The 13343-nt window shown below is 56.5% G+C and carries 13 protein-coding genes; 8 read left to right on the top strand and 5 right to left on the bottom strand.

Features of this window, described 5'->3' with window-relative positions; translation table 11 throughout:
- Positions 1-47: 47 nt before the first annotated feature.
- Positions 48-917 (bottom strand): MurR/RpiR family transcriptional regulator, encoded by an 870-nt coding sequence (locus BFG58_RS00755; RefSeq protein WP_069718988.1) that lies wholly within the window; start codon positions 915-917, stop codon positions 48-50.
- Between the two features lie 356 nt (positions 918-1273).
- Here BFG58_RS00755 and zwf point away from each other — a divergent pair, with 356 nt between their 5' ends.
- The 3 genes from zwf to kdgA all read left to right on the top strand — a co-directional run bounded on the left by zwf (position 1274) and on the right by kdgA (position 5475).
- Complete coding sequence (zwf, locus tag BFG58_RS00760; protein ID WP_023312228.1) at positions 1274-2749, top strand: glucose-6-phosphate dehydrogenase; 1476 nt, start codon at positions 1274-1276, stop codon at positions 2747-2749.
- 233 nt (positions 2750-2982) lie between these two features.
- Positions 2983-4794, top strand: a complete 1812-nt coding sequence (edd, locus tag BFG58_RS00765; protein WP_069718989.1) for a phosphogluconate dehydratase — start codon at positions 2983-2985, stop codon at positions 4792-4794.
- A gap of 39 nt (positions 4795-4833) precedes the next feature.
- The gene (gene kdgA, locus BFG58_RS00770; RefSeq protein WP_008500459.1) at positions 4834-5475 is read left to right on the top strand and encodes a bifunctional 4-hydroxy-2-oxoglutarate aldolase/2-dehydro-3-deoxy-phosphogluconate aldolase; all 642 of its coding nucleotides are present in this window, start codon (positions 4834-4836) and stop codon (positions 5473-5475) included.
- Positions 5476-5516: 41 nt separating this feature from the next.
- On the opposite strand, the gene purT is transcribed toward kdgA, so the two are convergent.
- Entirely contained in the window at positions 5517-6695 is a 1179-nt protein-coding gene (purT, locus tag BFG58_RS00775; protein WP_069718990.1) for a formate-dependent phosphoribosylglycinamide formyltransferase, read from the bottom strand.
- 171 nt (positions 6696-6866) lie between these two features.
- Here purT and BFG58_RS00780 point away from each other — a divergent pair, with 171 nt between their 5' ends.
- Positions 6867-7517, top strand: a complete 651-nt coding sequence (locus tag BFG58_RS00780; protein ID WP_008500461.1) for a tellurite resistance TerB family protein — start codon at positions 6867-6869, stop codon at positions 7515-7517.
- A gap of 85 nt (positions 7518-7602) precedes the next feature.
- Positions 7603-9663 (top strand): oligopeptidase B, encoded by a 2061-nt coding sequence (gene ptrB / locus BFG58_RS00785; protein WP_069718991.1) that lies wholly within the window; start codon positions 7603-7605, stop codon positions 9661-9663.
- On the opposite strand, the gene exoX is transcribed toward ptrB, so the two are convergent.
- The 3 genes from exoX to BFG58_RS00800 form a co-directional block, all read right to left on the bottom strand.
- A complete protein-coding gene (gene exoX, locus BFG58_RS00790) occupies positions 9660-10322 on the bottom strand; it encodes an exodeoxyribonuclease X (protein WP_008500463.1) in 663 nt (220 codons plus the stop codon). The genes ptrB and exoX overlap by 4 nt on opposite strands.
- 24 nt (positions 10323-10346) lie before the next feature.
- Positions 10347-10997, bottom strand: a complete 651-nt coding sequence (locus BFG58_RS00795; RefSeq protein WP_069718992.1) for a carbon-nitrogen hydrolase family protein — start codon at positions 10995-10997, stop codon at positions 10347-10349.
- Positions 10998-11107: 110 nt separating this feature from the next.
- Positions 11108-11338 (bottom strand): DNA polymerase III subunit theta, encoded by a 231-nt coding sequence (locus tag BFG58_RS00800; protein ID WP_008500465.1) that lies wholly within the window; start codon positions 11336-11338, stop codon positions 11108-11110.
- A gap of 137 nt (positions 11339-11475) precedes the next feature.
- Between BFG58_RS00800 and yobA the strand changes: the two genes are divergently transcribed.
- Genes yobA through BFG58_RS00815 form a run of 3 tightly spaced genes read left to right on the top strand, consistent with a single transcriptional unit; the run spans position 11476 to position 13073 of the window.
- Entirely contained in the window at positions 11476-11847 is a 372-nt protein-coding gene (yobA, locus tag BFG58_RS00805) for a CopC domain-containing protein YobA (RefSeq protein ID WP_069718993.1), read from the top strand.
- 1 nt (position 11848) lies between these two features.
- Positions 11849-12718, top strand: a complete 870-nt coding sequence (copD, locus tag BFG58_RS00810; protein ID WP_069718994.1) for a copper homeostasis membrane protein CopD — start codon at positions 11849-11851, stop codon at positions 12716-12718.
- Between the two features lie 16 nt (positions 12719-12734).
- Positions 12735-13073, top strand: a complete 339-nt coding sequence (locus BFG58_RS00815; protein WP_069718995.1) for a YebY family protein — start codon at positions 12735-12737, stop codon at positions 13071-13073.
- Positions 13074-13343 lie beyond the last annotated feature (270 nt).

Raw genomic sequence — 13343 nt, forward strand, 5'->3', positions numbered from 1 at the left:
GTAAATCGTTACATCGTCATTATTCGTGACGTCTTCGTTATCAACTATCAGGGAACATCGCTCTTTATAAGCAATTCTTTATCAAAACGCGATTCCTTCAGCGCTTCCTTGACCCGCTTCAAGTTATCCCGGAATTTTGCCCCCCGACGTAAGGTAAAACCGGTCGCGAGCACGTCAATCACGGTGAGCTGGGCCAGGCGGGAGACCATCGGCATATAAATGTCGGTGTCTTCCGGCACGTCGAGGGTGATCGCCAGTGTTGCCTCACGCGCCAGCGGCGTGCCTGCCGTTGTGAGGGCAATCACCATGGCATCGTTTTCACGGGCCAGCTGCGCCAGCTCAACCTGACTCTTGGTGCGGCCGGTATGCGAAATCAGTACCACGACGTCATCTTCACTGCAATTCATACAGCTCATGCGTTGCAGGACAATGTCATCGGAATAAATCACCGGGACGTTAAAGCGGAAAAATTTGTTCATGGCGTCATGCGCGACGGCTGCCGACGACCCGAGCCCAAAGAACGCAATTCGCTTGGCCTGGGTGAGTAAATCCACCGCGCGATTCACGGAGCTCATGTCCAGTGACTGACGGACGTGGTCGAGCGAAGCCATGGCCGACTCAAAAATTTTCGCGGTATAGGCATCAACGCTGTCGTCTTCATCCACATTACGATTAACATAAGGGGTGCCGTTAGCCAGACTTTGCGCCAGATGCAGTTTAAAATCAGGAAAGCCGCGCGTTTCCAGGCTGCGGCAAAAGCGATTGACCGTGGGTTCGCTAACACTCGCTTCCTGTGCCAGAGCGGCGATGCTTGAATGAATCGCCTGAGCGGGAGAGGCGAGAATGACCTCGGCCACTTTTCGCTCGGATTTGCTAAGGTGTTCCAGTTGAAACTGGATTTTTTCCAGCATGTTCATGTTAACAGGATGCTCATGGGTGTAAACGATTTCATAAATTGATGAAATCGTGATTCGATTTAGCCGATATTACCCTTGTGGCTTCCATTAAGGGTAACAATCGACAAGATAATGTTGTTGTTTTTTTTCATTACTTGATCGGTGTCGGGTTTTGCTATGACCCTGTTGCGCAAAGAAACGACGGTTGTTGCGTCATTAAGCCGTCGAAATCATCCGAAGGGTGAAAAATCGCGGTATCGCACGCGACGATAAGCGCTAATGGTTTCGGGAATGACGTAAAAGCAGTACAGTGCATTGTAATAAAATTACAACGATACCTGGCAGAAGTACCAGGTGATCCAACTGAGGAGAATGACATGGCGGTAACGCAAACAGCCCAGGCATGTGACCTGGTCATTTTCGGCGCGAAAGGCGATCTTGCACGCCGAAAATTGCTGCCTTCCCTGTATCAACTGGAGAAAGCGGGCCAAATTCATCCGGATACCCGTATCCTGGGTGTAGGGCGCGCCGACTGGGACAAGGACGCTTATACCAAAGTTGTCCGCGAGGCGCTCGAAACTTTCATGAAGGAAAAAATTGATGAAAGTTTGTGGGATACCCTGAGTGGACGTCTCGATTTCTGCAACCTGGACGTTAATGACGTCAGCGCGTTTACCCGCTTAGGCGCGATGCTGGATCAGAAAAACCGTGTCACGATTAACTATTTCGCCATGCCGCCAAGCACCTTCGGCGCCATCTGCAAAGGCCTGGGCGAAGCCAAACTGAACGCCAAACCGGCGCGCGTCGTGATGGAGAAGCCGCTGGGTACGTCGCTGGCAACCTCGCGTGAAATCAACGACCAGGTGGGCGAGTTCTTTGAAGAGTGCCAGGTCTACCGTATCGACCACTATCTCGGTAAAGAGACGGTACTGAACCTGCTGGCCCTGCGTTTTGCCAACTCCCTGTTTGTGAATAACTGGGACAACCGCACTATCGACCACGTGGAAATCACCGTGGCAGAAGAGGTGGGTATTGAAGGCCGCTGGGGTTACTTTGACCAGGCTGGCCAGATGCGCGACATGATCCAGAACCACCTGCTGCAGATTCTGTGCATGATTGCCATGTCTCCACCGTCTGACCTGACGGCGGACAGCATCCGTGACGCAAAAGTGAAAGTGCTGAAATCGCTGCGCCGCATCGACCGCTCCAACGTGCGTGAGAAGACCGTTCGCGGCCAGTACACCGCCGGGTTTGCGCAGGGCAAAAAAGTGCCGGGCTACCTGGAAGAAGAGGGCGCGAACAAGTCCAGCAATACCGAGACGTTCGTGGCGATCCGCGTGGATATCGACGACTGGCGCTGGGCGGGTGTTCCGTTCTACCTGCGCACCGGTAAGCGTCTGCCTGCGAAATGTTCCGAAGTGGTTGTCTACTTTAAGAACCCGGAACTGAACCTGTTCAAAGAGTCCTGGCAGGAGCTGCCGCAGAACAAGCTGACCATTCGTCTGCAGCCGGACGAGGGCGTGGATATCCAGATCCTGAACAAAGTGCCGGGCCTGGATCATAAACACAACCTGCAGACCACCAAGCTGGATCTGAGCTACTCCGAAACCTTCAACCAGACGCACCTGGCCGATGCGTACGAGCGTCTGCTGCTGGAAACCATGCGCGGTATTCAGGCGTTGTTCGTGCGTCGCGATGAAGTGGAAGAGGCGTGGAAATGGGTCGACTCCATCACCGAAGCCTGGGCTGCCGATCAGGATGCGCCAAAACCGTATCAGGCGGGTACCTGGGGACCTGTCGCGTCGGTGGCGATGATCACCCGCGATGGCCGCTCCTGGAATGAGTTTGAGTAAGATAATCCGCTAGCCCGAAAGTGTTATTTTACCGGTAACATGATCTAACACAGCTCGTGGCACAATTTTCAACTTTTAAGCTCCGCGTGGATTCACCCGCGGAGCTTTTTTTATTACACTGCCGGAAGTGATTTTGCCCCTGAGCTCCGGACAGCAAGCGTTTCAGCGTTGTTAACAACTGCCAGCGACTTTGTAAACTCCCGAGCCCGGACAGATAAATGAGAGGAGCTTTTATGAATCCGACATTGTTACGCGTAACACAGCGCATTATTGAGCGCTCGAAAGAGACCCGTTCGGCCTACCTCGCCCGGATTGAGCAGGCAAAGAGCAACACCGTCCACCGATCTCAACTGGCCTGCGGTAACCTGGCGCACGGCTTCGCCGCCTGCCAGCCTGACGATAAAGCGTCGCTGAAAAGCATGTTGCGTAACAATATCGCTATCATTACCGCCTATAACGATATGCTCTCCGCGCACCAGCCCTATGAGGTTTATCCGGATATCATCCGTAAAGCGCTGCACAGCGTGAATGCGGTCGGCCAGGTGGCGGGTGGGGTACCCGCCATGTGCGACGGCGTAACGCAGGGTCAGGACGGTATGGAGCTCTCCCTACTGAGCCGCGAAGTGATTGCCATGTCCGCGGCGGTGGGTCTGTCACACAACATGTTTGATGGTGCGCTCTATCTCGGCGTGTGCGACAAGATTGTTCCGGGCCTGGTGATGGCCGCGCTGTCGTTTGGTCATCTGCCTGCGATCTTCGTGCCCTCGGGCCCAATGGCAAGCGGACTGCCGAACAAAGAAAAAGTCCGTATCCGCCAGCTGTACGCGGAAGGGAAAGCAGACCGTCAGGCGCTGCTGGAGGCGGAAGCCGCGTCCTACCATGCGCCGGGCACCTGTACGTTCTACGGTACCGCGAACACGAACCAGATGGTGGTGGAGTTTATGGGGATGCAGCTTCCGGGCTCATCCTTTATCCAGCCGGACGCGCCGCTGCGCAAAGCGCTGACCGAGGCTGCGGCCCGTCAGGTCACGCGTCTTACCGGCAACGGCAACGAATGGATGCCGATGGGCAAAATGGTCGACGAAAAGGTCATCGTCAACGGGATTGTCGCGCTGCTGGCAACCGGTGGGTCAACCAACCACACCATGCACCTGGTGGCCATGGCGCGTGCTGCGGGCATTCTGATTAACTGGGATGACTTCTCCGAGATCTCTTCCGTGGTGCCGTTGATGGCACGCCTGTACCCGAATGGCCCGGCGGACATTAACCACTTCCAGGCCGCGGGCGGCGTACCGCTGCTGATGCGCGAGCTGCTGAAAGGCGGTCTGCTGCACGAAGATGTCAACACCGTGGCGGGCTTTGGCCTGCAACGCTACACCCAGGAGCCATGGCTGAACAACGGCGAGCTGGACTGGCGTGAAGGGGCGAGCGCGTCTCTTGATGCGCAGGTTATCGCCACCATCGACAGACCGTTCTCTCCTCACGGTGGCACCAAAGTGCTCAGCGGTAACCTCGGTCGCGCGGTGATGAAGACCTCTGCCGTACCGGAAGAGAACCAGATTATCGAAGCGCCGGCGGTGGTATTTGAAAGCCAGCACGACGTATTACCTGCCTTTGACGCCGGTCTGCTCGATAAAGACTGCGTGGTGGTGGTGCGTCATCAGGGGCCTAAAGCCAACGGGATGCCAGAATTACATAAACTTATGCCACCACTTGGTGTATTATTGGACCGCCGTTTCAAAATTGCACTGGTGACCGATGGACGCCTCTCTGGCGCCTCAGGTAAAGTGCCTTCAGCCATCCACGTGACGCCGGAAGCGTACGACGGTGGCCTGCTGGCGAAAGTGCGTGACGGTGACATGATCCGCGTTAACGGTCAGACAGGCGAGTTAACCCTGCTGGTGGATGATGCCGAACTGGCGGCACGTCAGCCCCATATTCCTGACCTGAGCGCGTCGCGCGTGGGAACAGGACGCGAAATGTTTGGCGCGCTGCGTGAGAAACTCTCCGGTGCTGAGCAGGGCGCAACCTGTATTACGTTTTAAGACGACTTGATTTTAACGATCTGGCGAGAGAAAACTCTGATGAAAAACTGGAAAACAAGTGCAGAAGCAATCCTGACCACGGGCCCTGTCGTGCCGGTTATCGTGGTAAACAAGCTGGAGCACGCTGTACCGATGGCGAAAGCGCTGGTTGCGGGCGGCGTTCGCGTTCTGGAAGTGACCCTGCGTACCGCCTGCGCGATGGATGCCATTCGCGCCATTGCTAAAGAAGTGCCGGATGCCATCATCGGTGCGGGTACCGTGACGAACGCAAAACAGCTGGCTGAAGTGACCGAAGCGGGCGCACAGTTTGCCATCAGCCCGGGCCTGACCGAGTCGCTGCTGAAGGCCGCGACCGAAGGCACTATTCCGCTGATCCCGGGTATCAGCACCGTCTCTGAACTGATGCTGGGCATGGACTACGGTCTGAAAGAGTTTAAATTCTTCCCGGCGGAAGCGAACGGCGGCACCAAAGCGCTGCAGGCGATTGCGGGTCCATTCTCTCAGGTACGCTTCTGCCCGACAGGCGGTATCTCTCCTGCCAACTACCGTGACTACCTGGCGCTGAAAAGCGTGCTGTGCATCGGTGGCTCATGGCTGGTTCCGGCGGATGCGCTGGAAGCGGGCGACTGGGATCGCATCACAAAACTGGCTCGCGAAGCGGTGGAAGGCGCGAAGCAGTAAGTCATTCGTCGCATGAAAAACGGGCCTTTCGGCCCGTTTTTTTATCCCTCTACCTTAACGCTTGCTGCGGCCGCTTTCGCTCTTGCCACGGCGTCGTCAACGTTATCCGCGGTGGCTAATGCCACGCCAAGACGACGGGTTCCGTCGATCTCCGGCTTACCGAATAAACGTACCTGCAACCCGGCACCCACCGCCGCGTCGACGTTATCAAACGTAACGTTCTGGCTGGTTAACTGCGGCAGGATCACCGCCGAGGCGGCCGGGCCGAACTGACGGATACCGCCGACGGGCAGGCCGAGGAAGGCGCGCACGTGCAGAGCGAACTCGGAAAGATCCTGCGAAATGAGCGTGACCATGCCGGTGTCATGCGGGCGAGGGGAGACTTCGCTGAAAATCACCTCATCGCCGCAAACAAACAGCTCCACGCCGAACAGGCCATAGCCGCCCAACGCCAGGACGGTTTTACGGGCGATCGCCTGCGCACGCTCCAGCGCCAGAGCGCTCATCTGCTGCGGCTGCCAGGATTCGCGGTAATCGCCATCTTCCTGGCGGTGGCCAATCGGGTCGCAGAAATGGACGCCGTCAACGGCGCTGACGGTCAGCAGGGTTATCTCGAAATCAAACTTCACCACGCCTTCGACGATGACGCGACCGGCACCGGCGCGGCCACCCTGCTGGGCGTAATCCCACGCCTTGTCCAGCGTGCTGCTGTCGCGAATGAAGCTCTGTCCTTTACCGGAGGAGCTCATCACCGGCTTAACGATGCACGGGTAACCAATCTCCTCTACGGCCTGCTGGAATGCGGCCTTATCGCCAGCAAAACGATAGCCCGAGGTGGGCAATTCCAGCTCTTCCGCCGCCAGGCGACGAATGCCTTCGCGGTTCATGGTTAGCTTTGCGGCTTTCGCGCAGGGCACCACGCGCTGGCCTTCCTGCTCAAGCGCAATCAGCGTATCGGTGGCGATAGCTTCAATTTCCGGTACAACGAAATCGGGTTTCTCGCGCGTAATCAGCTCGCGAAGGGCATCGCCATCCAGCATGTTAATCACATAAGAACGATGGGCGACGTGCATGGCGGGCGCATCGGCGTAACGATCTACGGCAATGACTTCCACGCCTAAACGCTGGCACTCAATGGCGACCTCTTTTCCCAGCTCGCCCGATCCCAACAGCATCACTCGCGTCGCCGCAGGTCGCAGCGCGGTTCCTAAACGAATCATAACAATCCCCCTGAAAAAGTTGCGGGCAGTATAAACGAAAACGTTTGCGTCTGTCTTGTGCACCGCTAAGCGCGGGAGGAAGAAATTTGCGCTTCTTTAGCCCGGCCAGACATTTCCTGACGCCTGCTCGCTTACGCTGTGGAACATATTCACCGTTAAGTGAGGGAAATCATGTCTGGCTGGCTAAATCAATTGCAATCACTGTTAGGGCAGAAAACATCGTCTTCCGGCGAGCGGGACCTCAGTAAACTGCTGGTACCCGGGGCGCTCGGCGGGCTGGCTGGCCTGCTGGTCGCGAATAAATCCTCGCGCAAGCTGCTGGCAAAGTACGGGACAGGCGCGCTGCTGGCCGGTGGGGGCGCCATTGCGGGCACCGTCCTGTGGAATAAATACAAGGACAGGGTCCGAACCGCGCACAGCGACGAACCGCATTATGGCGAGCATACCTCGCCGCTGGATCTGCGTACTGAACGGTTGATCCTGGCGCTGGTTTTTGCCGCGAAAAGTGACGGGCATATTGACGATAAGGAGCGACTGGCGATCGAACAGCAGTTGCGTGAAGCTGGCGTTGAAGAGAAGGGCAGAGCGCTGGTGGCGCAGGCCATTGAACAGCCTCTGGAGCCGCAGCGTCTGGCGCAAAGCGTGAAAAATGAGGAAGAGGCGCTTGAACTCTATTTCCTCAGCTGTGCCGCCATCGATATCGATCACTTTATGGAACGCAGCTACCTGAATGCGCTTGGAGACGCGCTGAAGATCCCCCAGGACGTGCGTGAGGGCATTGAGCGGGATATCCGGGAACAAAAACAGGCGTTACAGGGCTAGTGCTCGCCGTTGCGATCCGGTTTCGCTTGCATCATGCGTGGGTTTTGCCAACCTTATAGGGTGTAAAACTAAAAAGAATGATGACATGCCACCGAAAGCCCGACGTATACCTTATGCGATCACCACGCATGGCGATACGCGTATAGACAACTATTACTGGCTACGGGACGATTCGCGCTCCCGGCCAGAGGTGCTCGACTACCTGCACGAGGAAAATGACTACGGCCGCAAGGTCATGTCCAGCCAGCAGACGCTTCAGGACCAGCTGCTGAATGAGATGGTGCAGCGCATTCCTCAGCGCGATATCTCGGCGCCCTGGACCAAAAACGGCTATCGCTACCGCCATATTTACGAGCCCGGCAACGAGTATCCCATCTACCAGCGTCAGTCGGTGCTGAGCGCCGAATGGGATGCGTGGGATATTCTGCTGGATGCCAACCAGCGCGCCGCCCACAGCGAGTTTTATACTCTGGGCGGCATGTCCATTTCACCGGATAACGCGGTAATGGCGCTGGCGGAGGATTATCTCTCGCGTCGCCAGTACGGCCTGCGTTTTCGCAATCTGGACACCGGCAACTGGTATCCTGAAATGCTGGAAAACGTCTCCCCGGATTTTGTCTGGGCGAATGATTCCGAGACGGTTTACTACGTCAAAAAGCATGCCTCTACGCTGCTGCCCTATCAGGTATGGCGGCATACCGTGGGAACGGACTCTGCAGACGACGAGCTGGTCTATGAAGAGAAAGACGAAACGTTCTATGTCAGCCTGCATAAAACCTCCTCGCGCCATTATGTGATTATCTTCCTGGCCAGCGCCACGACGTCGGAAGTCCTGCTGCTGGATGCCGAGCTGCCCGACGCCCAGCCGCTCTGTTTCCTGCCGCGCCGGAAGGATCATGAGTACAGCCTGGATCACTTCCAGCACAGCTTTTATCTGCGCTCGAATCGCGAGGGTAAAAACTTTGGTCTCTATAAAACCAAAGTGCGCGATGAGCGCAAGTGGGAGGTGCTTATTCCCGCGCGGGATCAGGTGATGCTGGAAGGGTTCACCCTGTTCACCGACTGGCTGGTGGTGGAGGAGCGTCAGCGCGGGCTGACCAGTATCCGGCAAATCAACCGTAAAACGCGGGAAGTGGTGGGGATCGCGTTCGACGACCCGGCCTATGTGACGTGGATTGGTTTCAACCCGGAACCTGAATCCTCGCGGCTGCGCTACGGTTACTCATCGATGACCACACCGGACACCCTGTTTGAGCTGGACATGGATACCGGGCAGCGCCAGGTGATTAAACAGACCGAGGTCAAAGGGTTTGAGTCTGAAAACTACCGCAGCGAGCACCTGTGGGTCACCGCCCGGGATGGCGTCGAGGTCCCCGTCTCGCTCGTCTATCACAAAGCCCATTTCCAGAAAGGCAAAAACCCGATCCTGGTGTACGGGTACGGCTCCTACGGCTCAAGCATGGATGCCGATTTCAGCAGCAGCCGATTAAGCCTGCTCGACCGCGGCTTTGTTTTCGCCATCGCCCATATTCGCGGCGGCGGTGAGCTGGGGCAGCACTGGTATGAGGACGGGAAATTCCTGAAAAAGAAAAACACCTTCAATGACTACCTTGACGTCTGTGATGCGCTGATTGAGCAGGGCTATGGCGATCCGCAGCTCTGCTTTGGCATGGGCGGCAGCGCGGGGGGCATGCTGATGGGGGCGGTGATCAACGAGCGCCCCGAGCGCTTTAAGGGAATTGTCGCGCAGGTGCCGTTTGTCGATGTGGTGACGACCATGCTCGATGAATCCATCCCCCTTACAACAGGGGAGTTTGAAGAGTGGGGGAATCCGCAGGATGAGATTTACTACCGCTATATGAAAACGTACAGCCCGTACGATAACGTGGAAGCGAAAGCTTATCCCCACATGCTGGTCACCACCGGTCTGCATGATTCTCAGGTGCAGTACTGGGAGCCGGCAAAATGGGTGGCGAAACTGCGGGAGCTGAAAACCGACGACAACCTGCTGCTGCTGTGTACCGATATGGACTCCGGTCACGGCGGGAAATCGGGTCGATTTAAATCCTACGAAGGGGTTGCTCTGGAATATGCCTTCCTGATTGGCCTGGCGCAGGAGACGCTGCCAGGCCGTGCGGAGCGTTAAGCTTCGCCCAGATAGTGCTTCAGCGTCAGGCGCAGTTCCGGGCTCATTTTATCGAGGTTGTTATACAGCCAGCGTAAATAGCCCGGGTCTTTATCCGCAATATCCGACACCGCTCTGCCCCGGTATTTACCAAAAGTAAACGTGGTCAGCAGTGCGGGGCGTCCGGTAATCGTTGCCATATCGTCCGGCGTCCAGCCCGAGGTGTTCATAATATCGATGAGTAGCGCGGCGGTGATATAGCAGTCATACAGGGCCCGGTGATGGTGAAGCCCTTCAGGCGTGCGGACGCTGAGCTTGCGGGACTTGTACAGCGCCATATTGCTGTATTTAATGCCCGGCCAGAGGCGACGCGCCAGCTTCATGGTACAAATCCATTCCCCCGGCATCTCAGGAAGCACCCGGCGGTCAAAACTGGCGTTATGCGCGACGTACCAGGGGCTACCGTAATAGTGGGGAATGATCTCTTCGATCCACGGCTTGTCCGCCACCATCGATTCGGTAATGCGATGAATAGCCATCGCCTGAGGGCTGATGGGGCGGTCGGGACGCACCAGATGGCTCATAGGGTTGACGATTTTCCCATCAACCACGTCGACAGAGGCCACTTCCACAATTCCGCCCTGAAGATCGCAAGTTTCGGTATCGATGACGCGCAGCATTGAACACTCCTGAGCTTAAAACGCCTAGCCTAAAGGAATGATATCGCCTTGCCAACCCTCTCCGCCGAGCGTGCCGGTTAACAGCAGCTCGCCCCGATCGGCGCGGACGATCAGCTGGCCTTTTTCATCCCACAGCGCGCTACCGCCGCAGGCGTTCGCCATCAGCACCGCAATGGCATATTTATGCGCGAAGCGCTGCAGGGTACTGATGGACTGCCGCCAGCGGTGATCTTCCACGGACTGGCTGCTGGTAAACAGCGACGCTCTGGGATCGAGATTGGGGGAATCGGCATGCGCATCAATAATGCTGAGCTGTTTCTCCCCCGGCACCAGGCTGGCACCGCTACCTTGCGGGTAGCGCAGGATGCGGTGACGGGCGGGCGTGAAGAGCGCGAGGCCTTTCTGGCGCTGACCGTTCCGTTCCAGGGGGAGCCCGGCAATCACGGTAATCCGGTAAAAATGCGCCGCGTCCAGCAGCGGTTCCAGCTGCGCGTCATTGGGTGGGGGAGGTAGCGTAGTGTTACCCGAGCCTGTTAATGAAAGTTCAGGGAACACCAGCAGATCGCACCGCTGCCGTGCTGCTTCGGCGATGAAGCGCAGGTGGTGCGTGATATGGTCATCGACACTCTGATGCTGCCCACCATACTGGGCTGCCGCTATATTCCAATGTGACATCGTGACTTCCTTATACACTGAGTCGCAGAGATTTAAGAATACACCTAAATTTATCAGGGTTTTCTTATCCTGCCAGATTCAGCGTAAGGAAGTGTAACGGCTCGTTAAGCTTATTTAACTTTAGGTTCGTACGGTAAACGGGAGAGGTTAACCGAGGCGAGACGGTGGGCGATGAGTCTTTCGCGAAACCAGTCGCGCAGATGGGCGGGCTGTTCCCGTTCAACGACTTCAGCCACGACAGGCATGTTGTAACGCTCTTTGAACGCGACGCCAGCGGCAGCGAGATCGACATTCACTTTATCCATCTCGTCCTGTGGAAGGGCGGCCAGATTGATCTTCATTACCTTCTCCTTTTTCTGCGGCGGCAACGTTACCGCGATTGCACGACGATGACAAGCGGAGGCAGGATGTTCCTCGACTCGTTTATTATACAGCGTTATTCTTTAGCATACAGACATAACAAAAAGGAATGATTGCGATGGGTTTCTCCGCTTCCCGCGCGGTATGCGCACTGGTTTTTCTGACCTCTACAATGATGACCTCCTCCGCGCTGGCGCATGCGCATCTTAAGCAGCCGATCCCGGCAGCGGACAGCGTGGTGAGCGCTCCGCAGGCACTTACACTGCATTTTTCAGAAGGCATCGAACCGGGATTTAGCGGTGTGGTGGTGACGGACGCACAAAAGCAGGTCATCAAAACGGGTACCGCTACGCGAGACGAAAAGAACAAGACGCAACTCACCGTTCCGCTGGAACAAACGCTGACGTCAGGGACGTACCAGGTGGACTGGCATGTCGTCTCTGTAGACGGTCATAAAACCAAAGGCAGCTATCACTTTAGCGTGAAATAGCATGCTGGCGCTGTGTTATATCGGGTTGCGCTTTATCCATTTCGGGGCGCTGATGCTGGTTTTTGGCAACGCGCTTTACAGCGTCTGGTTTGCCCCTTCCTCTCTCCAGCGGCTGATGTCCCGGCGTTTCCAGCTGCAGCAGAAAGTGGCGGCCTTAGTGAGCCTGGCGGCTGCACTCCTGATGTTTATGCTTCAGGGCGGACTGATGGGTAACGGCTGGGGAGATGTGTTTGCCCCGCAGGTCTGGTACGGCGTGATGAGGACACAGTTTGGCGGCGTCTGGCTGTGGCAAATGATTCTCGCTGCGATGACTGTCGCTGCAGCATGGCTCGCGCCGCTGAAAGGTTCGCGGCTGCTGCTGCTCGCCATGGGGCAGCTTATCCTGCTGGCGGGGGTAGGGCACGCGGCGATGAACGACGGTCCGATGGGGGCGTTGCAGCGCCTTAATCACGCTTTTCACCTGATCTGTGCCGCAGCCTGGCTGGGCGGATTACTGCCCCTGCTGTTCTGTATGCGTCTGGCGAAAGGGCGCTGGCAGAATGCCGCCATCTATACCATGATGCGCTTCTCGCGCGTGGGCCATTATGCCGTCGCGGGCGTGCTGCTCAGCGGAGCGATCAATGCGCTCATGATACTGGGCGTCCATATTCCCTGGCAGGCTGGCTACGTGCAGTTTTTGTTGTTCAAATGTGCGCTGGTGGCGTTGATGGTGGTAATTGCGCTGGCAAATCGGTATTTTCTGGTGCCACGGTTTCGTCCGGAGACCGGGCGAGCACAACAGATTTTTATCAGGATGACACAGGCAGAAGTGGTGCTGGGGGTGCTGGTACTGGCAACGGTCAGTCTGTTCGCCACCTGGGAACCCTTCTGACAAGGTTAAATATCATATGAAAAAGACAGTACTTTCTCTCATATTGCTGGCCTGCACGGGGAGCGCGTTTGCCGCACCGCAGGTTATCACCGTCAGCCGTTTTGAAGTGGGTAAGGATAAATGGGCGTTCAACCGCGAAGAGGTGATGCTGACCTGCCGTCCGGGCCATGCGCTGTATGCCATCAACCCGAGCACGCTGGTGCAATACCCGTTAAATGAAACCGCCGATCAGCAGGTGGCCAGCGGAAAGAGCAGCGGCCAGCCGATTAGCATTATTCAGATCGATGACCCGGCGAATCCGGGCCAGAAAATGAGTCTGGCCCCGTTTATCGAGCGCGCCGACAAGCTCTGCTAACGTTCAGGTTTCCAATAAAAAACCGCAGATGCTTGCGAAAGCACTGCGGTTTTTCACATTTTATGATGCTCTGGCGCTTTTTTTCCGACCGCTTTAGCTGTGGACTGGAAAACCTGGCGTCGTCATCTATTCTTAAAAGGCAAGGCGACTTAGCCTGCATTAATGCCAACTTTTAGCGCACGGCTCTCTCCCAAGAGCCATTTCCCTGGACCGAATACAGGAATCGTATTCGGTCTCTTTTTATCTATTTGTTTCTCAAGCGTTTTTCGG

This window comes from Enterobacter sp. ku-bf2 (genome assembly GCF_001742765.1).
GTDB classification, from domain to species: domain Bacteria; phylum Pseudomonadota; class Gammaproteobacteria; order Enterobacterales; family Enterobacteriaceae; genus Enterobacter; species Enterobacter quasiroggenkampii.